A 24,931-nucleotide genomic window follows, 5' to 3' on the forward strand; every position below is an offset into this window, starting at 1 on the left:
ATAAGGATCAAGACGATCAAGAGGATCAGGGCGGGACGGGAGGGGACCGATGGCCACGGCACGACATCAGCTTGACGCGTCCGCTGCCCGCCTCCTGAGCTGTGCCGCTGTCTTCCTGCCCGCATCGCTGCCGAGGGACGGGCGCGTCGCCTTCTGGGATCCCGACGGCGGTCCCCTCCCGGAGTCGGGTGACTCCGCGGACTCCGTGGATTGGACACCCGGTCCGACCGCTGTAGAGATCACCGTCGTCCGTCGGCATGGAAAACAGGACGGTGTCCGCCGGCATACGGTGCCCGCCGTCCTGCTGCCCGTGACCGACGCCCTGCCGCTGCTGGCCCGCGCCCGGCACCAGCAGTCCGCCCACCCCGCCACCCGCTGCTGGGGTGCCGCCGCACTCCAGGCGCTCAACCTGGTGGCGCGCGGCAGGCTGCTCCCCGGCCTGACGGGCGACGACCACGACGCCTGGCGGGCCGGACCGCGCGACGCCGAGGACATCGCTCATCTCCGGGCGATCGCAGCCGCCATGCCGGTCGAGGGGCACGCGGTGCCGCTCCCGGACCGCACACCGCTTCAAGTCCCCGACCCGGAGTGGCTGCTCGGGGCGTTCCTCGATGCGGTTGCCGATGCCCTGCCCCGGACACCCGCCGCGGCGTACGCGATGGGTGCGGCCTTTGCAGCCCGTGAGGCCCAGCATCTGCCAGGAGCCCGCGACTGGGCCGTCGAGGTCGCGGCCGGTCTCGATGCGGGTGTACGGGTATCGCTGCGTCTCGACCTGTCGGCGTACGAACTCTTCGACACGGCCGATACGTACGACAGCCCCGACGACAGCGAAGCCCCCGACGGCAACGGGGCCTCCGGTACGGCCGCGGATGCCCGTCCCGGCGCCGCGCGGCACGCCGCCGCGGCCATCACCCAGGTGCACAGCCTGGCCGACCCGACCTATGTGGTCGACGCCGCCGCACTGTGGCACGGCGGGGTGGGGGAGCCGTTCGGCCCGCGGGCCAGGATCGACGCCGTGCTCGCACTGCGCCGCGCCGCCCGCGTCTGGGCACCGCTGGAGCGGTTGCTGGACCAGCCGGTGCCCGATGTGCTCGCACTCGGAGAGGACGAGCTGTACGAGCTGCTGAGCGACGCCGGAGCGCGGCTGGCGGCGGCCGGGGTGAGCGTCCACTGGCCCAGGGAGCTCGTCCGTTCCCTCACTGCCGCCGCCGTCGTACGACCCGCTCCCGGCTCGGCCACCGACGGCACCTCGTTCTTCGACGCCGAGCAGCTCTTCGCCTTCAACTGGCAGTTGTCGCTGGGCGACGAGCTGCTCACCGAGGCGGAGATGGACGTTCTCGCGGAAGCCCACCGGCCGGTGGTGCGCCTGCGGGACCAGTGGGTCGTCGTCGACCCGGCGCTCGTACGCAAGGCGCGCAAGCGGGAGCTCGGCCTGCTCGATCCGGTCGACGCCCTTGCCGTCGCCCTGACCGGCAGCGCCGAGGTCGACGGAGAACAGGTCGAAGCGGTGCCCGTCGGAGCGCTGGCCGCACTCCGTACCCGCATCACCGCCGACGACACCACCATCGCCCCGCCGCCCGGTCTGGACGCCACGCTCCGCGACTACCAACTGCGCGGCCTCGCCTGGCTGGACCGGATGACCTCACTCGGCCTCGGCGGCTGCCTCGCCGACGACATGGGCCTGGGCAAGACGATCACTCTCATCGCCCTCCATCTGCACCGCGCCCACCACGCGCCCACCCTGGTGATCTGCCCCGCCTCCCTCCTGGGTAACTGGCACCGGGAGATCAACCGCTTCGCCCCCGGCGTCCCCGTGCGCCGCTTCCACGGCACCGACCGCACACTCGCCGAACCCGACGGCGGCTTCGTCCTGACCACATACGGCACGATGCGTTCGAGCGCGGCGCAACTCGCCGGCCACAGCTGGGGACTGATCGTCGCCGACGAGGCCCAGCACGTGAAGAACCCGCACTCCTCCACTGCGAAGGCGCTGCGCACCATCCCGGCCCCGGCCAGAGTCGCCCTCACCGGCACCCCCGTGGAGAACAACCTCTCCGAGCTGTGGGCCCTGCTCGACTGGACCACCCCCGGACTGCTGGGCCCCCTCAAGGCGTTCCGGGCCCGGCACGCCCGTATCGTCGAGAACACCGGGACGGCTGCCGGGCTCGCCAACGACGAAGCGGTCGAGCGGCTTTCCCGGCTGGTCCGGCCCTTTCTCCTGCGCCGGAAGAAGTCGGACCCGGGCATCGCCCCCGAGCTGCCGCCCAAGACGGAGACCGACCACCCCGTCTTCCTCACCCGCGAGCAGGCCACGCTCTACGAGGCGGCGGTCCGCGAGACGATGGCGTTCATCGAAGCCTCGGAAGGCATTGCCCGCCGCGGTCTGATCATGAAGCTGCTGGCCTCGCTCAAGCAGATCTGCAACCACCCCGCGCAGTATCTGAAGGAAGAACCGACCCGCCTCGTCGGCCGTTCGGGAAAGCTCGCCCTGCTCGACGAGCTCCTCGACACGATCCTCGCCGAGGACGGCTCCGTCCTCATCTTCACCCAGTACGTGACGATGGCCCGGCTCCTCTCCGCCCACCTCGCCTCGCGCGCCGTCCCTTCTCAACTCCTGCACGGCGGTACGCCGGTGGCCGAGCGGGAACGGATGGTGGACCGCTTCCAGTCCGGCGAGGTCCCGGTCTTCCTGCTCTCCCTCAAGGCGGCGGGCACCGGACTGAATCTCACCAGGGCCGCCCACGTCATCCACTACGACCGCTGGTGGAACCCGGCCGTCGAGGAACAGGCCACGGACCGGGCGTACCGCATCGGCCAGACGCAACCCGTGCAGGTCCACCGGCTGATCGCGGAAGGCACGGTCGAGGACCGGATCGCCGAGCTGCTGCGGTCCAAGCAAGTCCTGGCCGACGCGGTCCTCGGTGCCGGTGAGACCGCGCTGACCGAGCTCAGCGATCGTGACCTGGCCGATCTCGTCTCGCTCCGGAGGCCGTCATGAGCCCCCGTCACCAGCCCCATGCGTACGCCCGCCCCGAGCCCCGTCCCGTCGCACGCTCGCGCCCCGGCCCCGACGATCTGCGGCGCACCTTCGAGGCCGTGCCGCCCCGCCCGTCCGGCGGCGACGAACCCTTCGCGGACAGCTGGTGGGGCCGCGCCTGGGTGGCCGCCCTGGAGTCCCTGTCGATGGACGAGGGACGGCTCTCCCGCGGCCGCACGTACGCCGACAGCGGCAAGGTCGCAGCGATCACCGTCACCCCCGGACGGGTCGTCGCCTACGTTCACGGCAGCCGCCCCCGCCCCTACCGCGCCGAGCTGCGTCTGCGATCGCTCACCGACGCCGACTGGGACATGTTCCTGGACGCGGTCGCCGCCCGCCCCGGTCACCTTGCCGCGCTGCTCACCAAGGAGATGCCGCACTCGCTGGTCGACACGGCGGCCGAGGCCGGTGTCGGACTGCTGCCCGCCGCGGGCGATCTCGACCCCGGCTGCTCCTGCCCCGACCACGGCTGGCCCTGCAAACATGTGGCCGCCCTGTGCTACCAGATGGCGCGTCTCCTGGACGCCGACCCGTTCGTCCTGCTGCTGCTGCGCGGCCGGGGCGAGCGCGAACTCCTCGAAGAACTGGGCCTCCGCAACGCCGCACACTCCGCCAGGGAACGCCCCACGGCCCCTGCCACCCCGTCCGTACCGGCCCGAGAAGCCCTCGCCGACCGCTACCTCCCGCCGCTCCCGGCCCCGCTCCCGGTCCTGCCGCACCCCGGGCAGCCGCCCTCGTACCCGAGCCTGCCCGGCGCCCGCGACCCGCTCGCCCTCGACCACCTCGCCACGGATGCGGCGGCCCGTGCGCACACGCTCCTCACCACCGGCCTCGACCCGCTCGCCGGCCTCACCTCCTGGCAGGACGCGGTACGGCTGGCCGCGTCCCGCCCCACCGCGGGACTCACCGCAACCACCCGCGCCCTCTACCGCGAACTGGCGTACGCCACCGGCCGCACCCCCACCGACCTGGCCCGAGCCGTCGCGGCCTGGCGCCAGGGCGGCGCCGAAGGACTGGCCGTCCTCGAAACGCCCTGGGATCCCCCGGCCGGCCCCTTCGACCGCGCCCGCCCCGCGCTCGCCGCCGCCGACTTCCCCCGCTTCCACCCCTGGCGCAACCACCTCACGCACCCCAGCGGGACACTCCAGCTCCGCTTCGGCCACGACGGCCGTTGGTACGGCTACGAATCCGAGCCGGGCGAGGACGACTGGTGGCCCCGCGCCACCCCGGACTCCGACCCGGTGAGCACACTCACGGAACTCAGCGGGGGCTGAAACCCCGGCCGGTCCGGGTCTCAGTAGCTCTGCAGATAGACGAAGAGACCGATCAGGAAGACGGCGATGATCGGCAGAACGATCAGCCGTGCCTTGCGGAACCCCTCGTTCTCCTGGTCGGTCCGGCCCCGGTCGGCGCCGTGCACCGACGCCAGATGCTCCCAGGCCATGTCGGTGATCCTCTCCGTCGTCAGCAGCGAAGGAGACCAGTCGCAGTGCGCACAGACCACGAAGTCGCGGTACGGGTCGTACCGGAAGTCACGCTCGATGTCGACCGTGAACGCCTGACCGTCCGGCGTCGTCGCTGTGAAGTGGCGTACTGGCGTGCCCATGTGGATCATTCCCCGTTCGGTGCGTGTGTACGGTCCCGTACCCGGCCGCGGCACAGTACCCGACCGGGCCGCGACCGCTCCCGGCGCCGTCAGCGAGGCAACACGGCATCGACGACATCGCGGGCGAAGTCCGGCGGCACCGGTTCGCGGCGGAGCAGTACCCGCATCCAGACCGCTCCCGCGATCAGGTCCATCAGCAGCATCGGGTCGGCGCTCTCGGGAAGTTCACCACGGGTGGTGGCACGGGTGAAGACCGGCTGCTCGCGGGAGAACCGATCGGCGAAGAAGTCGCGGGTGAGGGCGGCGAGTTCGTCGTCCGGCAGGCCGGTACCCGAGGTCATGGCGCGGGCGACCGGTTCCGTACGCCCGTCGGTGAGCAGGCCGGTGATCTGTTCGGTGAGGGCGATCAGATCACCGCGGAGGCTGCCCGTATCGGGGATGTCGATGTCGAGGACCCGGGCATGGAGCATGGCCGCCCGCAACAGCGCCGGTTTCGAGGGCCACCAGCGGTAGATCGTCGTCTTGTTGACCCCGGAGTCCTGGGCGACGGCCTCGATGGTGAGACGGGTGTAGCCGCGTTCCGCGAGATGGCGCAGCGTGGTGTCGAAGATCGCTTCGGCGGCACGAGGGCCCTTGCCCGGGCGGCGGTTCACGGTCGGATCGGGCATGAGTGCTCCAGGGAAAAGCAACGCAACGTTGCGTTGTGTTATATGGTGCGGTCATCGTACTGCGACGTATGGGGGCCAGGTATGGCGGAGGCAACGGTTTCCAAGTCGGTGACCTGGGGGCTGTTCGCCGCCTGGATGGCCAACGACCTGGAGGAGCTGGCCACCATGGCCGGCTGGGCTCGGTCCGCCCGACCGCGGCTCCAGGAACGATTCCCGAAAGTGCCCGAGCGGGTCTGGGCGCGGATGGAACTCTCGCAGCGGGATGTCAATGTCGCCATCGGCCTCATGGGTGGGATGGTGGCGGCAGCGTCGGCGGACGGGGCGCGCACGGGTGGCCGCAGCCCGTTCTTCCGGACCGTACTGGTCGGATTCGGGTTGCACGGCGCCGTCCACATGGCGCAGTCGCTGGCGTACCGCGGCTACACACCGGGGGTCGCCACGGCGCCGGCCGTTGTCATCCCGTACTCGCTCTGGGCCGTGCGCCGGCTGAAGGCGGCCGGCATCGAGAGCGGCGGCGCCGGCACAGCGGCAGCGACGCTGGCGCTCCTCCCGGTGGCCGTCGCGGGAGTGCACGGGCTGGCGCGCCGGCTCAATCGGCCGCACGGGCACGGGGCCCGCACGGCAACGTGATCGGGGAGCGGCGCGCCGGGGCGATGGTCGGTGTCAGAAGTCGGCGGTCGTGTGCTCCTCGATCCGGGCCACCGAGTCCTGGGCGAACGCCTTCTCGTAGGCGTTCCGGATCCGCTCGATCTGGACGTCGCGTACGCGTGCCTCGGACGCCGGGTAGAGCAGGGTCAGTTCGTAACTGCGCTCCCGTTCGATCACCCCGTGGGAATCCCGCCACTGCCCCCGGCCGTCCTGGATGGTCAGCCCGTTCGGGAAGCGGGGCGTGACCTCCTCGTCGATGAACTCCAGGAACTGGCGGTCGGTCACATCCGGTCCGCCGTCGGGACGTTCGGTGCCGAAGAACAACCGGGTCTCGATGTAGGCCTTCCCGCGCGCGGCGCCGGCCGATGTCGCCGACCTCGAGGCGGAGGGGGCATCGTCGCCGAGTGTGGCGTATGCGACGGGCGTGCCCACAGCCAGTACGGCCAGGGCGGCGGCCGAGGTGAGCGCGGTGTGCTGCTTCGGGCCGGTGAGACCCTTCGTTCTGGTGAGATGAGGGAAGCGAGGCACGGCGGGGACCTTCGTTCGGAGCCTGCGAGGGCGGAGTCTGTGTGAGCCTGCGGCGCGAATGCGCGCGGCTCACTGTGGCAAGCGGCCCCCGCCGGACGGCGGCAGGACATGGGCATCCGCCGGAAACCACCCGTACGGGTCGGCACGTGGGCCCGCCGAAACCCCGCTGCGCCCCGTGGCCCGGGCCGTCAGACTCATCCGCATGACTTCGGAGATCAGCCGGATCAATCCGGACCAGCTGCACCCCACGCCCGGCTGTCACCACATCACTGTGGTGGAGGCGGGCCGGACCGCGTTCCTGGCCGGGCAGCGTCCGCTCGACCGCTGCGGCGCGCTGGTGGGTCCGGGTGACCTCTATGCCCAGATCGATCAGGTGGCGGCCAATGCCGTCCTTGCCCTGGCGGCCGTGGGCGCCGAGCCCTCCCGGGTCGTCCGGTCGGTCATCTACGTGGTCATTGACGACGTCACGGACCTGGGAGCCGCCTGGCGTCGGCTCACCGCCTCGGTCATCGGGCCTGCGTTCACCACCGCGAGCACGCTGCACGGCGTCGCTCGGCTCGGCTTCCCCGGGCAGCTGATCGAGGTCGACCTCACCGCGGCACTGCCCGGCTGAACGCGTGCCCCGTGCGCCCGGATCCCCGGGGCCGGTTGAAACGGCCGGCACCGCGAAAACCTCTGGTTCCGCGCGACCCGACGCTGCTAGCTTCCTCGATGTGGCGAAACTCAATCAGATCATCGCAGTGGAGAAGGGCGTCAAGTCCAAGGCTCACCAGGACCTGACGGCGGCGCACCACGGCCTTCAGAAGACCGGTCTGCTGGCCGGGATCTCCCGGACGTATCAGCCGAAGGACGAGGAGGGCGAGCAGTTGCCGCCCGAGTCGACCCTGGTGCAGATCAAGGCCGAGGACGTGCTGCGGGAGACCGCGACGACCCTGACCCGGCTCTTCGATGTGACCGCCACGAAGGACTGGGCGAACTGTTCGGCCCGCGCGGATGTGAAGGTCGACGGACGGGTACTCGTGAGCGAGGTGCCGGTGTCGTATCTGCTCTTCCTGGAGAAGCAGTTGACGGACATCAACACCTTTGTTCGCAAGCTGCCGGTGCTCGACGCCTCCGAGGCCTGGACACAGGACCCGTCGACGGATTCCTGGAAGACCGAGCCGGTGAGGACTCTTCGTACGAAGAAGGTGCCCCGCAACCATGTGAAGGCGGAGGCCACCGATAAGCACCCGGCTCAGGTCGAGGTGTACTACGAGGACATTCCGATCGGGTACTGGACGACCGTGAAGTTCTCCGGAGCCCTTCCCGCGCGACGGGTCAACGAACTGCTGGACCGGGTGGAGAAGCTCCAGCAGGCCGTGAAGTTCGCCCGCGAGGAGGCCAACGGCGTGGACGTCACCGACCAGCGGGTGGGTGATGCGATATTCGGTTACCTCTTCGGGTGACCGACCATGGATTCCCCGGCCGACTCATTTCGGCCGGGGTGCGCGAGGAGCGCAAGCTGAAACTGAAGCTTGTCGTGACGACGCGGTTCCAGTGGAGGTTCGAGCCCTCCTCCCGGCATTCGGTGCGTTCCCCGCACACGGACGGGCCGGGGTAGCCCAATCGGCAGAGGCAGACCGCGATCAATCTCAGACTCTTGCTCCAGACTCAGCATTCGCCACCGATCGCCGAATCAATCGGGCCCATGCCCATGGGCGTCGAGATGCCGGTTCGACTCCGGCCCGCAGAGCTTCGATCTGCGGTCGTCTAAAGGCAGGACGCGACGACATAAACCTGACACGGGTCCTTAAAAGTGTCGGCGTGCCGAATGGGTGGCATCTTCAGGGCTCGGGGGCCGGCTACGCCCCCGGGCCCGCTCCCGTTTCCCGGGACGTCCCGTCACACGCCCGCGGGCAGTGACACCCCGCGCCCCGCGAAGAAGCGCTCGAAGGCGGGCAGCGGAAGCTCCGCGGCACGCGTTGTGGCCGTCGTGCCGGACGGGTTGTGGAAGTGGACGCCGGTGCCGTCGGCCGTACGGGACGTCAGCAGCACCAGATGCCCGCCCCGCCCCGGAGCCGGGCGCTGCGGATGGCGGATGCCGTAGTGCACCGAGGCCATGACCGTCCGGCCGCCGTCGAGCAGGCCGAGGATCTCCTGCGACGAGAGATGGCGGTGGACCGTGGCGTCGAGGCCGTGTGCCTGCTGTACGTACTCTGCGAAGGGGGCGTAGATCAGGCCCCGGATCACCCCCTCCGCATCCTCCGTGTACGCGCCGTACTTGAACGCACCGTCGCGCAGCGCGAACAGGGACGGGGCCCCGGCGCCGAGCGCCATGCGCAGGCAGGTCATACCGCACAGATGACCTGCCCAGCGCGCATACTCGGCCGGTGATGCCGCGCCCGACTCCGCCCAGGCAGGGTCGGCGGCCGGATCGAGTCCGCCCTCCACGATCGGGCCGACAAGCTCGAACGAGGCGAACTGGGTGAGGACGGGAACGCGGCAGGCGGGGCAGGTCATCGGGGGCATCCGATCACTGGCGGTATCCGGTCAGGAAGCGGCCGATGCGGCTGATCGCCGCGTCGAGATCGTCAGCGTACGGGAGTGTCAGGATCCGGAAGTGGTCGGGCCGCGGCCAGTTGAAGCCGGTGCCCTGCACGACCTGGATCTTCTCCCGCAGCAGCAGATCCAGGACGAACTTCTCGTCGTCGACGATTCGATGCACCTTCGGGTCGATGCGCGGGAACGCGTACAGCGCGCCCTTCGGCTTCACGCACGACACACCGGGAATCTCGTTCAGCTTCTCCCAGGCCCGGTTGCGCTGCTCGTACAGCCTGCCGCCGGGCGCGACCAGTTCCCGGATGGACTGCCGGCCGCCGAGTGCCGCCTGGATGGCGTACTGCGCGGGCGCGTTGGGGCACAGGCGCATCGAGGCGAGAGTGGTCAGCCCCTCCAGATAGTTGCGGGCGTGCTGCTGCGGGCCGGAGACCACCATCCAGCCGGAGCGGAACCCCGCCACCCGGTACGTCTTCGACAGACCGCTGAAGGTGAGGCAGACCAGGTCGGGGGCGAGGACCGCCACGCTGTGGTGCTCGGCGTCGTCGTAGAGGATCTGGTCGTAGATCTCGTCGGCGAGGACCATCAGGCCGTGCCTGCGCGCCAGATCGAGGATGCCTTCGAGGACCTCGCGCGGATAGACGGCGCCGGTCGGGTTGTTCGGGTTGATGATCACGACGGCCTTGGTCCGGTCGGTGATCTTTGACGCCATGTCCGCGAGGTCCGGGTTCCAGTCCGAGGCCTCGTCGCAGGTGTAGTGCACGGCCTTGCCGCCCGCGAGGGTCACCACCGCGGTCCACAGCGGATAGTCGGGGGATGGGATCAGCACCTCGTCACCGTCCTCCAGCAATGCCTGGACGGCCATGGAGATCAGTTCGGAGACGCCGTTGCCGAGGAAGATGTCGTCGACCCCGACATCCGTCAGACCCATGGCCTGGTAGCGCTGCACCACCGCCCGGCGGGCGGACAGGATGCCGCGCGAATCGCTGTAGCCGTGGGCCTGCGGAAGCATCCGGATCATGTCCTGGACGATCTCCTCCGGCGCCTCGAAACCGAAGAGCGCGGGATTGCCCGTGTTGAGGCGGAGCACGCTGTGACCCGCCTCCTCCAACGCGTTGGCGTGCTCGATGACCGGCCCCCGGATCTCGTAACAGACCTCGTCGAGCTTGCTGGACTGCCGGAATTCCATGCGGTGGCCTCCCCGACCTGATTGCGATACTTGGTTTTACCAAGCTTGGGCTTGGAAAGTCCAACAACATGTCTAGACTGCGTCGCATGCCACGTCAGCAACAGTCCGCAACACGCTCGGCTCGCCGCCGGAGTTACGACCAGTTCTGCGCCACCGCACGCTCCCTCGATTCAGTGGGCGACCGGTGGACCCTGCTGATCGTCCGTGAACTGCTGGCGGGCCCCCGCCGCTACACCGACCTCCACGCCGACCTGCCGGGCGTCAGCACGGACGTCCTCGCCTCCCGGCTCAAGGACATGGAACAGAGCGGCCTGGTCACCCGCCGCCGACTTCCGCCGCCCGCCGCGGCCTCGGTGTACGAACTGACGGAGCGTGGCCACGGGCTGCTGCCCGTACTTGCCGCGCTCGCCGAGTGGGGTGCGCCCGCGCTCGCCGAGCGGCGGCCCACCGATGCGGTACGGGCACACTGGTTCGCACTTCCGCTGCTGCGCTCGCTGGACGGGCTGACACATGCGGGAGTCGTCGAAGTCCACCTGGACGAGGGCGAGTTCCATGTCCGTGCCGGTGGTGTGACGGCCGGTGCGGCTGTGTACGGGGATGGCCCCGCGGCCCGGGTCGATGCCCGCATCGCGCTCGACGTCGAGGTCTGTCTGGCGCTCGGGCGGGGTGAGCTGACGTTCGCCGAGGCCGTCAAGGGCAAACGTATCGAGGTATCGGGCGACGGGCCGCTCGCCGCCGAACTCCGCGGCGAGTGACCGCCAATCCGGGAGGATTCCGCGGCTCAACTCGGGGGTAGCGTGGGGGCGTTCGGGATGTCCGGTTAGGGATGTCCAGGACGCCGAGGCAGAGGAGTCGCACGTGAAGGTCGGCAGACAGCAGGGGAGCCGGGTACGGCAGGGGCGACTTGCCAAGGCCCTGGTCGTGGGCGGCTGCGTGGCCGCGCTCGGCTTCGTGCCGTCGGCGGCCGTCGCCACACCCGGCAGCGGTGTGAGCGGCACGGTGGTCGCGAAGGGCACATCGGTGGGAAAGCTGAAGGTGAAGACCCCGAACGGCCGCACCGATGTGACCTTCCGGACCATCACCGTCGAGCCGGGCGGCTCCACCGGCTGGCACACCCATAGCGGTCAGCTGATCGCCGTCGTCAAGTCCGGGACGCTGACACGCACTCTGGACGACTGCTCGGTCGAGGTGACGCCCGCCGGCTCGTCCTTCATCGAACCGTCCGGATCCGCTCACCGCCACATCGGACGTAACCTCGGGACCGAACCCGTCGTGCTCTGGGTGACCTATCTGCTGCCGGAGGGCAGTGCGCTCTCCGACGACGCCGACGCGGTGGACTGCGACGCGAAGAAGTAGCGAACGACGCTCGCCCGCCGCCGGGAGGGGCCGTCGGCCGGAGAGCGTCACGGCCGCCATTGGCATCGACCGGCGGTCAGCCGGTGGGCGTCTGTCTGTGCGGCGGCGGATCGAACCGGGATTGCGTTTGCTCGCCGACCGCGTGGTGCGCCTGGCCGAGAACCACCTGGCGGGGATCGGCGAGGACGAACCTCGCCGGCGGGACGGCCGACGCCGACGCACGATGCCGGGGGTGATGACGGATGCGTGCGATTTGAAGCGATCACCTGGGAGCGGCTGGCCGGAGCCCTCGCCGTGCATGCCGGCGGTCTGAAGGCGGCGGACGCCGGCCCCTGGCCGAAGGTGGCCGTCGACGGTGCGCCGGCGGCCCGTACCGGGGATTTGACCGGGCGAGTCGCACAGGCGCTGCGGGTCCGGGGCGTGCGGTGCTGGTGGTGTCCACCGAGGGGTAGCGGGCGGGGTCGATCCGGCGAGCCCGGTGTGTCATGGACCGGGGCGGCCCCCCACGGTGGTGACCGCTTCCGCCGCCGACCGGCAGCCTGCTTCCACGGCCGAGGCGTCGTCCGCTCCTGACAGGTGCGCCGCGAGAAAGCCGCCGGTGAACGCATCGCCTGCGCCCGTCGAGTCCACGGCACCCCGTACCTGGACCGCCGGGATGTGCCGGGTCACCGCGCCCGCGACGGCCAGCAGAGCTCCGCCCTCGCCGAGCGTGGTGATCACCCGGGGTACCTGAAGGCTCAACTTGGCTGCGGCGTCCGCCGGTTCGGGAAGTCCGGTGAGCAGCCGGGCCTCGTCCGCATTGGGCAGCAGCAGATCCGTGCCCTCCACGGCTGTCAGGAACCGGTCGACGCCCAGCTCGGCGAGAAAGCCGGCCGAAGCCGGGTCGACGCTCACCGGGATCTGCCGTCGCCGGGCCTCCCGCAGAGCGAGCAGGGCCGTCGCCCGGCTCGTCGCGGCGAAGAGAAGGTACCCGGAGAGATGGAGATGGGCGATGCCGTCGAGCATCGACGGTGACCAGTCGTCGGGCGAGAGGCGCAGCACGGCACCGCTGTCGGTGAGGAAGGTGCGCTCGGCGGCGGAATCGACGAGGGCGACGACGGTGGCGGTCGGTACGTCGTCGTCCACGGCCAGCAGGCAACGTACCCCTGCTCGCTGCAGCGCGTCCCGGTGCCAGGCCGCGCTGTCGGCGCCGACCCGGGCCAGCAGCCGTACGTCGCGGCATCCCGAACGCGCCGCCCAGCAGGCGACGTTGGCGCCCGCGCCGCCGGGGACGGTGCGGATCCGGGCCGAGGTGTCCGTGCCGTGGATCAGCGCCGTTCCGTGCCGGGCCACGACATCCGTGACCACGTCACCGACGACGAGAAGGCCGCCGTCGGTCATCGGCCGACCGCCGGGTTCCGGTGCGCTGTCGTGTCCTGCGCGTTCGGGTGCGCTGCTGTGTCCGGTGCGCTCCGGTGCGTTGCTGTCTCCTGTGCGGCGGCGGCCCATGCGCCGGAGATCCGCGCGGCAAGCGATACGTTTCCGCGTACGGCCGCCAGATTGGCCTCCAGCGAAGCGCCCCCGGTTCCCCGCATCAGCCGGTCCAGTAGGAACGGAGTGACGGCCTGGCCCACGATGCCGCGCTCCTGGCATGCGGCAAGGGCCTCGGCCAGCACGCGGTCGTGGAGTGCGGGATCCAACTGGTCCTCCACGGATACGGGGTTGGCGACGATCAGCGCGGCCCCGGGACCGCCGAGCGCGTCCTGGGCCCGCATCACCTCCGCGACCTCCTCGGGCGTCCGCACCGTCCAGTCGACCGGTTCGCCCGAGCTGTTCAGGTAGAAGCCCGGGAAGCGGTCGGTGCCGTAACCGAGCACTCCGACGCCGAGCGTCTCCAGGCGCTGCAGCGTGGCGGGGACGTCCAGGATCGACTTCACCCCCGCGCACACCACGGTGATGCCGGTCCGCGCGAGGAGCCGGAGGTCCGCGGACTCGTCCTGGGTCCGGGTCCACTCCCGGTGTACGCCGCCGAGGCCGCCGGTCGCGAAGACGCGCAGGCCCGCGTGTGCGGCCAGGAACGCCGTCGCGGACACGGTCGTCGCCCCGCTCGCGCCCGTCGCCAGGGCCGGCGCGAGGTCCCGGTGCCCCAGCTTCCGCATCGCCGGGTCCGCGGCGACCCGCTCCAACTGGGCCTTGTCCAGACCGATGTGGGCCCGTCCGTCCAGTACGGCGATCGTGGCGGGCACGGCGCCCGCGGAACGTACGAGCCCTTCGAGTTCCTCGGCGACCTGCAGATTGCGGGGGCGTGGCAGACCGTGGGCGATGATCGTCGACTCCAGAGCCACGACGGGGTGGTGCGTGGCGAGGGCCGCCTGTACCTCGGTGGAGAAGGCGGGGGTGTAGGAGTGTGCGCTGTGCGACGCATTCAGTGACATGTCCACATCCCTGTCGCGGGCGCACCGACCTCAAACGTGCGGCCGGGACACCGGCCGAATCACCCGTCCCCTCCGCATGTTCTCCCGGTCCTGGTGTCGAGTCGCCCCGAAGCGGTCGCTAGGGTGACCGGCCATGACCACACTTGATCAAACTCCCGCCTCGTTCGCCGTACACATTCCGGACGCCGAGCTCGAACCGGAACCGCTCGACCCCGCACAGATCGTCTCGGGCGAGCCCGCAGTGACCGGCAAGGTGCTCTGGGAATCGCCCGACGGCAAGCAGCTGCGCGGGATCTGGCAGATCACGCCGGGCGTGGTCACCGACACGGAGGCCAACGAGCTGTTCGTGGTCGTCAGCGGGCGCGCGACCGTGGCGGTCGAGGGCGGGGCGACGCTGGAGGTCGGGCCGGGTGACGCCTGCGTGCTGCGCGAGGGCGACCGAACGACGTGGACCGTGCACGAGACGTTGCGCAAGGCCTACCACATCAGCCTCTGAAACCTCAGAGGTCCGAGGCGGGTGCCGTGGGTGCAGATGTGCCGACTGCGTCGGGTGAGGCGGGCTCAACGGGCGCGGCCGGCCGGGCGAGCGCCCGGCGCAGTGCCAGCGCCGCCATCGGCAGCAGCAGACATGCTCCGACCGCGTTCAGCCAGCCGTAGCCGGCCCGGGCGACGATCACTCCGGCGATCGCACCGCCGATGCCCGCCGCCGTGTTCATGGTCAGGTCCGACAGACCCTGCACGGCGGCGCGGGCGGGCTGCGGTACGGAGTCGGTGAGCAGCGCCGAACCGGCGACCAGCCCGGCCGACCAGCCGAGCCCGAGCAGGAACAGGCCTGCCGCCGTCTGACCATGGCTGGGGCCCGCGGTGCCGGCCAGTAGTGCGGCGCAGGAGAGCAGCCCGACCGCCAGACCGATCACGGCGAGCCGGCCGAACCGGTCCGCCAGCCAGCCCATCACCGGGGAGAACGCGTACATACCCGCGATGTGGCCGCTGATGACCAGCCCGATCAGCTGGAGTCCGGCGCCGTGATGGCCCAGATCGACCGGGGTCATCACCATGATCGAGACCATCGCAGTGTGCGAGACGGTCACCGTCACCAGCGCCAGCCGCGCCATCGGGGACGCCCGGACCGCTGCGACACCGGCACGCAGCGAACGGCCTGCGGGGGACTCGTTGTCCTGCGGCGCCAGCGCCCGCGCGGTGAGCAGCGGATCCGGCCGCAGCAGCACCCCCACCACCACGGCGGCCAGCAGGAAGATGCCGGCCGCGAAGAAGAACGGGCCCGCCTTCTCCGATATCGCGGTGCCGCGGAAGACCTGCCCCACCGGGGCCGCGATGTTCGGCCCCAGAACCGAACCGATCGTCGTGGCCCAGATGACAGTGGAGATCGCCCGGCCGCGCCGGTCGGGCTCGACCAGATCCGCGGCGGCGAACCGGGCCTGCAGATTGGCCGAGGAACCGGCACCGAACCCGGCCATGCCGAGCAGCAGCAGCGGGAAGCTCTCCACGACGGTGGCCAGCACCACGAGCCCCGCGCCGAGCGCGCCGATCAGATACGCCAGGACGAGACCGGGGCGCCGCCCGCGCGAGGTCATCAGCGCGGCCAGCGGCAGCGAGAGCAGCGCGGTACCCGTCACCGACGCGGTCGGGGCCAGACCGGACAGCGCGTCGGAGCCGCTCACCTCCGTGGCCAGGACTGGGGCCAGGGCGATACCGATGGGAACGCCGAGGCCGCCGAGAATCTGGCTGGCTATGAGCACTGCGGACGTTCTGCGCCGCAATCCGGGCAGCTCGGCCGCCGTCACCCGGCCGGCGGGGGTGTCAGGTGCATCGAGGGTGTTGGTCACTGGCGCAGTGTGCCAGCCCGTACGCAGGTACGAAACCGGGTTCCGTCAGGGCACGGACCGCGCACGGACCCGGTGCCCCGGTGCGGGGAGTCGGTCTCCACGACGGACTCAGAACAGCGGCTGGGGCAGCACGCCCTCCAGAGCCAGCAGCTTCCGCTTGGTTTCGAGGCCGCCGCCGAACCCGCCGAGTCCGCCGTCGCTCTCCACCACCCGATGGCACGGCACCACCACCGGCAGCGGATTGGACCCCATGGCGGCCCCGACCGCCTGAGCCGCCCCCGGCTGCCCCACGCGCTCGGCGAGGTCCCCATATCCGACGACCGCCCCGTACGGCACCCCGGCCGCCAGCTCGCGGAGCACCTGGCGGTTGAAGCCGGAGGTCAGCGACCAGTCCACATCGAGCGAGAACTCCCGCAACGAGCCCGCGAAATACGCCGCGAGCTGGCGTATCGGCTCGGCGAGCCGTGCGGAGCCGGGGCTCTCCACCGGCTCCGCACCGAGTCGCGACCGCAACTGCCCGACCGCCTTCTCCCGCACCTCGGGACGGGCGTGGAAGATCACGCTCACCAGCCCCGTGTCCGTCACGGCAAGCAGCAGCGGGCCGATGTCGCTCTCGACGACGGCCCACTCGACGACCCCGTTGCTGTTCATGGGAACCACCGTACGACCGGCCACTGACAACGGGCCGCGGCGACGGGGCGCCCGAGCTGTCAGCCCGTGGCCCCGCGCACCACATCGGGAGTGTTGGTGATGATCCCGTCGACGCCGAAGCCAGCCACCTTCGCCGCGGTCGCCGCGTCGTTGACCGTCCAGGTGTTGACCCGGAGCTTCTTGTCGTGTGCGCCCTTCAGCGCATGCACCGCCTTCACGTAGTCGGCGGAGATCGACGTGTACGAGGGGTTGATCTGGTCGGTGAACGTTGCGTACGAGGGCAGATCGGCCACTGCGGGGGTGCCGAGGAAGCCGGTCGTGACGTCCGGGCGCTGCTGGTGCACCTTCTTCACGCTGTCCGCGCCGAAGCTCTGGATGACGAGCCTGTTCTTGACGTGCTTGCGGTCGAGCCACCCCTGCTGGCTCAGCACCCGCAGGGTCTCCTTCTCGATGCCCGGGTAGATTTCCGGGCTCTTGATCTCCAGCAGCAGCTTCTGGTGGTTTCGCTCGATCCGGTCCAGGTACTGCTTGAGGGTGGGCACCCGGGTTCCGGCGAACTGCGGACCGAACCAGCTGCCTGCGTCCAGCCGGGCGATCTCGGCGGCCGTGAAGTCCTTGACCGCCCACGGGGCACGGTCCGGGAAAACCTCCTCGACGTCGGTGGTCCGCTTCAGGTCGGTGTCGTGCACGACCACCAGCACACCGTCCTTGGTGAACTGGACATCGTTCTCCACCCAGTCGAAGCCGAGGGCGTCGGCCTTGTCGACGGCGGCCAGGGTGTTCTCCGGCGCATAGGCCGAAGCGCCCCGGTGGGCGAAGACGACCGGGGCGACCGGCTTCGCCTCCGCGGTCCGGGCGCTCACGGTCCGGATGCTCGTGCCCGTGCCCGTGTGCCCGGCCGTGGCCGTGCCCCTGCCCGTGGTCTGCGTATCGGCGGTCGACATCAGCAACGCGCCGGCACCCACGAGGGCGGCGGCAGCGACGGCGGCGGTTGCGGTGCGTGCGTACACGTGTACTCCTTGCGTCAGAGTTACGGACGGGCCGAGAGTGACAGCCGCCCCCCAACGAGGGACAGGCGAAGGATGGCCACAACGTGAACGCCGCTCTTGAGACCGGGTCACGGGCCGATTTCCATGTCGATAAAATGCAGCTCTTCTGTTTGTCTGCCGGGCCTCGAGTCTTGGGGTCACCCCCGAACCTGGGCTTCCGCGAAGGGCGTACGAGCATGCAGGGCACGATCGACGGTTTCAGCTACGGAGCGGTGACACCCGTCGCGGCCTTCCTCATGGCCTGTCTCGGTGCGGCCCTCGGGCTGCGATGTACGACCCGTTCGCTGCGCACCGAGCGTTCCTTCAAGGCCGGCTGGCTGGCCCTCGGTGCGACCTCCATAGGCTCCGGCATCTGGACGATGCACTTCATCGCGATGATCGGCTTCTCCGTCGAGGGGGTGCCCATCAGCTACGACAAGCCGATCACCTTCGCCAGCCTCGCCGTCGCGATCGGCATGGTCGCCATCGGCATCTTCATCGTCGGGTACCGGGGCGCCACCCGTATGGCAATGGTGACGGGCGGCACCATCACCGGGCTGGGCGTGGCCACCATGCACTACCTGGGCATGGCCGGAATGCGTCTTGAGGGACAGTTCGAGTACGAAACCTTCACCGTGGCCCTCTCCGTCGTCATAGCCGTGGTGGCCGCCACGACCGCACTCTGGGCGGCCGTCTCCATCCACGGCTTTCTGCCGAGTCTCGGTGCCAGCGTCGTGATGGGCGTCGCGGTGAGCGGCATGCACTACACGGGCATGGCCGGGCTGAGCGTCCATCTGCACCCCGGCGCCCTCGCCGACCCGGCTTCGGCCGACGGGCGGGCCGCCTCCCTCCTGCCACTGATGATCGGCCCCGGCTGCTTCCTGATCCTTGCCGCGGTGGTCGTGATGTTCGACCCTCTGATGGTGATGGGCACCCCCGACTGGGACGATCCCAGGGCCATGAACGGGGCCGGACGGCCTCCCGGAATCCCGGCCGAGCGGCAGATCCCGCGGTTCGGAACACATGCCGACCCGGCGTCGTTCCACTCCCGGCCGCGCGATCCCGCGCCGCCGGGAGAATGGTGACCTCGCCCCGGCACTGCGGCTGACCCGGCCCGGTTGTCAGCGGTGGGTCGTACGGTGGTTGCATGCGGCCCGTTTCGAAGATCGAACGTTCGGTGGCGCCTTTCGAGGTCGTCAGTCCCTACCAGCCCAGCGGCGACCAGCCCGCGGCCATCGCCGAGCTGGAGCGGCGCATCCGTGCGGATGAGAAGGATGTCGTCCTGCTCGGCGCGACCGGCACCGGCAAGTCGGCGACCACCGCCTGGATGATCGAGAAACTGCAGCGCCCCACCCTCGTGATGGCGCCGAACAAAACGCTCGCGGCCCAGCTGGCGAACGAGTTCCGCGAGCTGCTGCCCAACAACGCCGTCGAGTACTTCGTCTCGTACTACGACTACTACCAGCCCGAGGCGTACGTCCCGCAGTCGGACACCTACATCGAGAAGGACTCCTCGATCAACGAGGAGGTCGAGCGACTGCGCCACTCCGCGACGAATTCGCTGCTCACCCGGCGCGATGTCGTCGTGGTGGCCTCCGTCTCCTGCATCTACGGCCTCGGTACGCCCCAGGAGTACGTGGACCGGATGGTCCAGCTCAAGGTCGGCGACGAGATCGACCGCGACCAGCTGCTGCGCCGCTTCGTCGAGATCCAGTACAGCCGCAACGACCTGGCGTTCACCCGCGGCACCTTCCGCGTCCGCGGCGACACCATCGAGATCTTCCCGGTCTACGAGGAGCTCGCCGTCCGGATCGAGATGTTCGGCGACGAGATCGAGGCGCTCTCCACCCTCCACCCCCTCACCGGCGAGGTCATCAGCGAGGACCGGTCCCTCCACGTCTTCCCGGCCAGCCACTACGTCGCAGGTCCCGAGCGCATGGAGAAGGCGGTCAACGGAATCGAGCAGGAGCTGGAACAGCGCCTCGCCGAGCTGGAGAAGCAGGGCAAGATGCTGGAGGCCCAGCGGCTGCGGATGCGCACCACGTACGACATCGAGATGCTCCGGCAGATCGGCACCTGCTCCGGCGTCGAGAACTACTCGATGCACTTCGACGGCCGCTCACCCGGCACCGCCCCCAACACCCTCCTCGACTACTTCCCCGAGGACTTCCTCCTCGTCCTCGACGAGTCGCATGTCACCGTGCCGCAGATCGGCGCCATGTACGAGGGCGACGCCTCCCGCAAGCGGACCCTCGTCGACCACGGATTCCGGCTCCCCTCCGCGCTCGACAACCGCCCGCTGAAGTGGGAGGAGTTCCTGCGCCGGATCAACCAGACGGTCTACCTCTCCGCCACACCCGGGAAGTACGAGCTCTCCAGGGGCGACGGCTTCGTGGAGCAGATCATCCGCCCCACCGGCCTCGTCGACCCGGAGGTCGTCGTCAAGCCCACCGAGGGCCAGATCGACGACCTGGTGCACGAGATCCGCACGCGCGCCGAGAAGGACGAGCGCGTCCTGGTCACCACCCTCACCAAGAAGATGGCCGAGGACCTCACCGACTACTTCCTGGAGCTCGGCATCCAGGTCCGCTATCTGCACAGCGACGTCGACACCCTGCGCCGCATCGAGCTGCTGCGCGAGCTGCGCTCCGGTGAGTACGACGTACTGGTCGGCATCAACCTCCTGCGCGAGGGCCTCGACCTGCCCGAGGTGTCGCTGGTCGCCATCCTCGACGCGGACAAGCAGGGCTTCCTGCGCTCGGGGACGTCCCTGATCCAGACCATCGGGCGCGCCGCCCGTAACGTGTCGGGACAGGTCCATATGTACGCGGACAAGATCACCCCGGCTATGGCGCAGGCCATCGACGAGACCAATCGCCGTCGCGAGAAGCAGATCGCCTACAACACCGAGCGCGGCCTCGACCCGCAGCCGCTGCGCAAGAAGATCAACGACATCGTTGCGACGATCGCCCGCGAGGAGGTCGACACCGAGCAGCTGCTCGGCACCGGCTATCGCCAGACGAAGGGTGCCAAGGCTCCCGTTCCCACGCTGGGCGTCAAGACGGCAGGCTCCAAGAAGGCCGGGGGTAATGGCGCGGTGGTCACCGACCGGCCCGCCACCGAACTCGCCGGAATCATCGAGGAGATGACCGACCGGATGCGGGCAGCCGCCGCTGACCTGCAGTTCGAAGTGGCGGCCCGACTGCGTGACGAGGTCGGTGAGTTGAAGAAGGAGTTGCGTCAGATGCGGGAGGCGGGCCTCGCCTGACCGCGTCGCACCTGGTGTGTTGCAGGACCGACACAAAAACGCCCCAAGTGACCACGCGTGCGGCGTGACTGCGTAGGGTGCTGGAAAACCGCGCACGGACGGTTGCGGGGCAAGCGGAGAGGGGACAGCGCGTGACGGTCAATATGACCAAGGGTCAGGCCATCAGCCTGCAGAAGAGCGACGGGGGGACCCTGACCGCGGTACGGATGGGGCTCGGCTGGCAGGCGGCTCCGCGCCGCGGTCTGTTCGGTTCACGTACGAGGGAGATCGACCTCGACGCTTCGGCGGTGCTGTTCGCCGACAAGCAGCCGGTCGATGTGGTCTTCTTCCGTCACCTCGTCAGTGACGACGGCTCGGTCAAGCACACCGGGGACAACCTGGTCGGCGGCGCCGGTTCGGGCGGCGACGACGAGGCGATCCTCGTCGATCTGCAGCGGGTGCCGGTCCACATCGACCAGATCGTCTTCACGGTGAACTCCTTCACCGGCCAGACGTTCCAGGAGGTGCAGAACGCCTTCTGTCGCATCGTCGACGAGACCAACGGCCAGGAGCTCGCCCGCTACACGCTGGACGGCGGCGGGCAGTACACGGCCCAGATCATGGCGAAGGTGCACCGTTCGGGGAACGGGTGGCAGATGACCGCCCTCGGCAACCCGGCCAACGGCCGCACCTTCCAGGACCTGATGCCGGCGATCCTGCCGCACCTGTAGGCACGGCCGGACCAGCCGGCCGACATCGGTACGCGCAGCTCCCGGAGGCATCGGCCGCCGGGAGCTGCACCACATCGCGCCGCACCGCACGACACCGCACCACGCGGCAGCAACTCATCGAGGGGACAGGGCAATGACGGCCGAGCTGGTCCGGGGGCAGAACCACACCTTGCCCCAGACCCGTCTGGAGATCCGGGTATCGGCCGGCACGCCCGTCGTGGCCGGTGCCACGCTCGGCGACGAGGACGGCACCGTGCACGGCACCGAGTGGGTCGCCCATCCGGGATCGCCGCAGCTGCCCGGGCTCGAGGTGTCCGGACAGGCCGCCGCCGAACACCGGCTCGCCGTGGACCTCGACGCCCTGCCGGCCTCGGTGCACCGGGTCACCGTGCTGCTGGCCCTGCCCACGGGCGTCGGCGGACCGGTCCGGTTCGGCGCGGTCGCCTCGCCGTTCGTCGCCGTGACCGGGCTCGAAGGCAGCGAGATCGCCACCTTCACCCTCACCGGCCTGGACACCGAGTCCGCCGTCACCGCCCTGGAGCTCTACCGCCGCCAGGGTGCCTGGAAGGTCCGCGCCGTCGGTCAGGGCTACGCGGGCGGCCTCGCCGCCATGCTCGCCGACCAGGGCCTGACGCAGGCGGCCGAGCTGGCCCACTCGATCCAGGACGCCGTCGCCCGCGCGATGGCCCGCTCGGTCGCACCGCCCCCGCCGCGCACCCCGGACAGTGACCGGGTCGGTCACGGCACGGGCCCCGTACCGCCCTCGGACGGCCGCAGGCATCCCGTCGCACCGCCGACGGCCACCCAGCCCCCCGAGCCGCTCGCCGAGCCCATCACCCCGCCGTCCGCGGCCACGACGGGCGGCCCCATCAACTACGCGCACCCGCGCCGTCAGGCATCTGCACCCCCGCCGCCCCCTCCCGCCGCCCCGCCCGCCGAGCCGGGCCACGCCGCCCGGCCCGTCGCCGGGGATGCGACCGGCTGGTCCATGGAGGAGCGCCTCTACAACCAGATATGGGGCATGTTCGAGGACCTGGCCCGCACCACCGCCGCGTACCGCAGCGCCGTCGACTTCGCAGAGTCCCGCATGGACCAGGAGCTCGACCGGTCCTTGTCCGACCCGCGCAACCGGATCGGCGGCGCCGGCGACCGGGCCCGCGAACAGGCCCGTGCCAAGCGCGACGAGCTGACCGCCCGGGCTCGCGAGGTCCTCGATCGCGACCTCGCCCAGCTCGCCGCCGAGTCCGCCGTCGTGGAACCCGCGCTCCCCGCCGCGTACGCGGGATGGGACAACCCCGTCTGGCACGCCTATCGCGTCCCGATGGAGACCCCCATGGCGCTGCGCATCGGCGACCTCCATCTGCCCGAGAGTCCCGACCTGCGGATCCCGCTACTGGTCCGGCTCCCTCTGGAACGAGGGATCTGGGTCGACAGCGGCCGTACGGCCTCCGAGGCCGCAGCCCTGATGGACACCGCCCAACTGCGCCGCCTGGCCATGGAGAACGCGGTCGCGCACGCGGCCCGGCTGCTGGCCGTCTACCCGGCCGACGAGTTCTCCGTCCATGTCATCGACCCCGCGGGCTCGGCGGCCGGAGCGCTTGCCCCCCTGGTCGAATCCGGGGCCCTCGCCGGGCCGCCCGCCGCCGGAGCCGGGGGAGTGGCCTCGGTCCTTGCGCAGCTCACCCGGCGCGTCGACCTGGTGCAGATGGCGATCCGGGCCGGCGCCGCCGATTCGCTTCCGCCGGACCTCGACACGGGTGAACAGCTGCTGATCGTCAACGACTTCCCGCACGGCTTCGACGACCGGGCGGTCACCCAGCTGCGCTACCTCGCAGACGAGGGGCCCTCGGTCGGCGTCCATCTGCTGATGGTCGCGGACCGCGAGGACGCCGGCGCGTACGGGCCGGTGCTCGACCCGCTGTGGCGCTCGCTGCTCCGGATCACGCCGGTCGCCGACGACCACCTGGCCGATCCCTGGGTGGGCCACGCCTGGACGTACGAGCCGCTGGGAATGCCGCCCGGCAGCCGGGTCCTTGAGCAGGTGCTCGCCAGGGTGGCCGCGGCCCGACACCCCCGGCGCCCCTGAGCCCTGGAGCGGAAGCGACTCCGTATCAGCGCCCCTGACCTGCTCTTTTGAAAGATCTTTACCCTTCCCTTTACCTTTCCTTGGTGCTCCCTGTACTGTTCTTTGGGCGGAGGGGAGTACTCCCATACGCGGCGTGCCCGTCAGTACGGACTGTGACCGGTCCCGGGGCGCCGGCCCGTGGTGCGCAGCCCGTGCGCCCGGGTGGAAGAGACCTCCGGCAGCGACGACGCTGATCAGTAGCCGTAGCGAACTGCCGGAGGCGCAGTGGACGTTTCATGGACCCTCTGGGTGCTGACCATTCTTGGTCTGTCAGCCCTTATTGCCGTCGACTTCTTCATCGGGCGCAAACCCCATGATGTGACGACCAAGGAAGCCGGGATCTGGACGATCATCTGGATCGCGCTGGCCGCGCTCTTCGGACTCGGCCTGCTGGTCTTCGGTGAGAGCCAGGCGTCGGGCGAGTTCTTCGCCGGCTTCATCACCGAGAAGTCGCTCAGTGTCGACAACCTCTTCGTCTTCGTCCTGATCATGGCGAAGTTCTCGGTCCCCTCCCACCTCCAGCAACGGGTGCTGCTCGTCGGCGTGTTGATCGCGCTGGTGCTGCGAGCGGTCTTCATCGCTGCCGGTGCCGCCGTCATCGCCAACTTCTCGTGGGTCTTCTACATCTTCGGCGCGTTCCTGATCTACACCGCCTGGAAGCTCATCCAGGAGGCGCGGGCCGACGAGGAAGAGGAGGAGTTCGAGGAGAACCGACTCCTCAAGACGATCGAGCGCCGCTTCGGGGTCGCTGACCGGTACCACGGCACCAAGCTCTTCATCCGCAACAACGGCAAGCGCGTCCTGACGCCGCTGATGGTCGTCATGCTCGCCATCGGCACCACCGATGTGCTGTTCGCCCTGGACTCCATCCCCGCGATCTTCGGCCTGACCCAGGACCCGTACATCGTCTTCACCGCCAACGCCTTCGCTCTGATGGGGCTGCGGCAGCTGTACTTCCTGATCGGCGGGCTGCTGAAGAAGCTGGTCCACCTCAGCTACGGCCTCTCGGTCATCCTCGGCTTCATCGGCGTGAAGCTGGTGCTGCACGCACTGCACGAGTCCGGAGTGCACGTCCCCGAGATCTCCATCCCGGTCTCGCTCGGCGTCATCTGCGGCGTGCTGGTGATCACCACGATCACCAGTCTCATCGCCAACAAGAAGCAGGAGCAGGCCGAGACGGCCGCGGAGGCGGACAAGGCCGCGGAAAAGGGTTCCAGCATCGACGCCTGACCGCGGCGGACGGCCCGGCGGTCGTCCGGCCGGGCAGGAACCGGCACCGGCCGGGGCGAGCAACTGTCCGTTGCCCGCCCCGGCCGGTGTC

23 protein-coding genes and 1 pseudogene are annotated in these 24,931 nt (G+C 70.2%); 14 read left to right on the plus strand and 10 right to left on the minus strand.

Annotation, left to right across the window (positions count from 1 at the left end; translation table 11 throughout):
- Positions 1-49 precede the first annotated feature (49 nt).
- Entirely contained in the window at positions 50-2,998 is a 2,949-nt protein-coding gene (locus tag IEZ15_RS14575) for an SCO1167/SCO6262 family helicase (protein ID WP_189277096.1), read from the plus strand.
- Positions 2,995-4,311 (plus strand): SWIM zinc finger family protein, encoded by a 1,317-nt coding sequence (locus IEZ15_RS14580; protein WP_189277098.1) that lies wholly within the window; start codon positions 2,995-2,997, stop codon positions 4,309-4,311. Before IEZ15_RS14575 ends, IEZ15_RS14580 begins: the two co-directional genes overlap by 4 nt.
- A gap of 20 nt (positions 4,312-4,331) precedes the next feature.
- Here IEZ15_RS14580 and IEZ15_RS14585 read toward each other — a convergent pair whose 3' ends face one another.
- Together IEZ15_RS14585 and IEZ15_RS14590 are read right to left on the minus strand one after the other, a co-directional pair.
- Entirely contained in the window at positions 4,332-4,643 is a 312-nt protein-coding gene (locus IEZ15_RS14585; RefSeq protein WP_189277100.1) for a hypothetical protein, read from the minus strand.
- A gap of 89 nt (positions 4,644-4,732) precedes the next feature.
- Complete coding sequence (locus tag IEZ15_RS14590; protein ID WP_189277102.1) at positions 4,733-5,311, minus strand: TetR/AcrR family transcriptional regulator; 579 nt, start codon at positions 5,309-5,311, stop codon at positions 4,733-4,735.
- An 81-nt stretch (positions 5,312-5,392) separates the two neighbouring features.
- Between IEZ15_RS14590 and IEZ15_RS14595 the strand changes: the two genes are divergently transcribed.
- Complete coding sequence (locus IEZ15_RS14595; RefSeq protein WP_229845891.1) at positions 5,393-5,941, plus strand: HXXEE domain-containing protein; 549 nt, start codon at positions 5,393-5,395, stop codon at positions 5,939-5,941.
- A gap of 33 nt (positions 5,942-5,974) precedes the next feature.
- Here IEZ15_RS14595 and IEZ15_RS14600 read toward each other — a convergent pair whose 3' ends face one another.
- Entirely contained in the window at positions 5,975-6,487 is a 513-nt protein-coding gene (locus tag IEZ15_RS14600; protein ID WP_189277104.1) for a DUF3574 domain-containing protein, read from the minus strand.
- A 202-nt stretch (positions 6,488-6,689) separates the two neighbouring features.
- Between IEZ15_RS14600 and IEZ15_RS14605 the strand changes: the two genes are divergently transcribed.
- Entirely contained in the window at positions 6,690-7,100 is a 411-nt protein-coding gene (locus tag IEZ15_RS14605; RefSeq protein ID WP_189277106.1) for a RidA family protein, read from the plus strand.
- 100 nt (positions 7,101-7,200) lie between these two features.
- A complete protein-coding gene (locus IEZ15_RS14610) occupies positions 7,201-7,932 on the plus strand; it encodes a DUF7873 family protein (RefSeq protein ID WP_114243959.1) in 732 nt (243 codons plus the stop codon).
- 436 nt (positions 7,933-8,368) lie between these two features.
- Here IEZ15_RS14610 and IEZ15_RS14615 read toward each other — a convergent pair whose 3' ends face one another.
- The gene (locus IEZ15_RS14615; protein ID WP_189277108.1) at positions 8,369-8,986 is read right to left on the minus strand and encodes a cysteine peptidase family C39 domain-containing protein; all 618 of its coding nucleotides are present in this window, start codon (positions 8,984-8,986) and stop codon (positions 8,369-8,371) included.
- A 13-nt stretch (positions 8,987-8,999) separates the two neighbouring features.
- Positions 9,000-10,211 (minus strand): pyridoxal phosphate-dependent aminotransferase, encoded by a 1,212-nt coding sequence (locus IEZ15_RS14620; protein WP_114243958.1) that lies wholly within the window; start codon positions 10,209-10,211, stop codon positions 9,000-9,002.
- An 86-nt stretch (positions 10,212-10,297) separates the two neighbouring features.
- Here IEZ15_RS14620 and IEZ15_RS14625 point away from each other — a divergent pair, with 86 nt between their 5' ends.
- The 3 genes and pseudogenes from IEZ15_RS14625 to IEZ15_RS47030 form a co-directional block, all read left to right on the plus strand.
- On the plus strand, positions 10,298-10,966 hold the full coding sequence (locus IEZ15_RS14625; protein WP_189277109.1) for a winged helix-turn-helix transcriptional regulator: 669 nt from the start codon (positions 10,298-10,300) through the stop codon (positions 10,964-10,966).
- Positions 10,967-11,069: 103 nt separating this feature from the next.
- The gene (locus IEZ15_RS14630) at positions 11,070-11,567 is read left to right on the plus strand and encodes a cupin domain-containing protein (RefSeq protein WP_114243956.1); all 498 of its coding nucleotides are present in this window, start codon (positions 11,070-11,072) and stop codon (positions 11,565-11,567) included.
- Between the two features lie 246 nt (positions 11,568-11,813).
- Positions 11,814-12,016 (plus strand): annotated as a pseudogene (locus IEZ15_RS47030) (uridine kinase); the annotation flags it as partial.
- Between the two features lie 34 nt (positions 12,017-12,050).
- On the opposite strand, the gene IEZ15_RS14635 reads toward IEZ15_RS47030, so the two are convergent.
- Both IEZ15_RS14635 and IEZ15_RS14640 read right to left on the minus strand, forming a co-directional pair.
- Positions 12,051-12,947: a carbohydrate kinase family protein gene (locus tag IEZ15_RS14635; protein WP_189277111.1), complete on the minus strand. Its 897-nt coding sequence runs from the start codon at positions 12,945-12,947 to the stop codon at positions 12,051-12,053.
- Positions 12,944-13,981, minus strand: a complete 1,038-nt coding sequence (locus IEZ15_RS14640; protein ID WP_189277113.1) for a pseudouridine-5'-phosphate glycosidase — start codon at positions 13,979-13,981, stop codon at positions 12,944-12,946. The genes IEZ15_RS14635 and IEZ15_RS14640 overlap by 4 nt, the downstream gene beginning before the upstream one ends.
- Positions 13,982-14,114: 133 nt before the next feature.
- Between IEZ15_RS14640 and IEZ15_RS14645 the strand changes: the two genes are divergently transcribed.
- Positions 14,115-14,477 (plus strand): cupin domain-containing protein, encoded by a 363-nt coding sequence (locus tag IEZ15_RS14645; RefSeq protein ID WP_093896042.1) that lies wholly within the window; start codon positions 14,115-14,117, stop codon positions 14,475-14,477.
- Between the two features lie 4 nt (positions 14,478-14,481).
- Here IEZ15_RS14645 and IEZ15_RS14650 read toward each other — a convergent pair whose 3' ends face one another.
- From IEZ15_RS14650 to IEZ15_RS14660, 3 genes are all read right to left on the minus strand, one after another.
- Positions 14,482-15,828 (minus strand): MFS transporter, encoded by a 1,347-nt coding sequence (locus tag IEZ15_RS14650; RefSeq protein WP_189277116.1) that lies wholly within the window; start codon positions 15,826-15,828, stop codon positions 14,482-14,484.
- 108 nt (positions 15,829-15,936) lie between these two features.
- Positions 15,937-16,479 carry a methylated-DNA--[protein]-cysteine S-methyltransferase gene (locus tag IEZ15_RS14655; RefSeq protein ID WP_189277118.1) on the minus strand — a complete coding sequence of 181 codons (543 nt, stop codon included), beginning with the start codon at positions 16,477-16,479 and terminating at the stop codon, positions 15,937-15,939.
- 59 nt (positions 16,480-16,538) lie between these two features.
- Positions 16,539-17,489, minus strand: coding sequence for a glycerophosphodiester phosphodiesterase (locus tag IEZ15_RS14660; RefSeq protein ID WP_189277120.1), 951 nt, complete (start codon positions 17,487-17,489; stop codon positions 16,539-16,541).
- Positions 17,490-17,704: 215 nt separating this feature from the next.
- Between IEZ15_RS14660 and IEZ15_RS14665 the strand changes: the two genes are divergently transcribed.
- The 5 genes from IEZ15_RS14665 (at position 17,705) to IEZ15_RS14685 (ending at position 24,840) form a co-directional block, all read left to right on the plus strand.
- Positions 17,705-18,592: an MHYT domain-containing protein gene (locus tag IEZ15_RS14665; RefSeq protein WP_189277122.1), complete on the plus strand. Its 888-nt coding sequence runs from the start codon at positions 17,705-17,707 to the stop codon at positions 18,590-18,592.
- Positions 18,593-18,654: 62 nt separating this feature from the next.
- Positions 18,655-20,775 carry an excinuclease ABC subunit UvrB gene (gene uvrB / locus IEZ15_RS14670; protein ID WP_114243949.1) on the plus strand — a complete coding sequence of 707 codons (2,121 nt, stop codon included), beginning with the start codon at positions 18,655-18,657 and terminating at the stop codon, positions 20,773-20,775.
- Between the two features lie 131 nt (positions 20,776-20,906).
- Entirely contained in the window at positions 20,907-21,485 is a 579-nt protein-coding gene (locus IEZ15_RS14675) for a TerD family protein (RefSeq protein WP_073747806.1), read from the plus strand.
- A 133-nt stretch (positions 21,486-21,618) separates the two neighbouring features.
- A complete protein-coding gene (locus tag IEZ15_RS14680; RefSeq protein ID WP_189277124.1) occupies positions 21,619-23,571 on the plus strand; it encodes a TerD family protein in 1,953 nt (650 codons plus the stop codon).
- A 264-nt stretch (positions 23,572-23,835) separates the two neighbouring features.
- Positions 23,836-24,840, plus strand: coding sequence for a TerC family protein (locus IEZ15_RS14685; protein WP_114243947.1), 1,005 nt, complete (start codon positions 23,836-23,838; stop codon positions 24,838-24,840).
- The last annotated feature ends 91 nt before the right edge of the window (positions 24,841-24,931 follow it).

Origin of the sequence: Streptomyces atratus, assembly GCF_014648655.1 — a bacterium.
In the GTDB taxonomy this organism is placed as follows: Bacteria; Actinomycetota; Actinomycetes; order Streptomycetales; family Streptomycetaceae; genus Streptomyces; species Streptomyces atratus.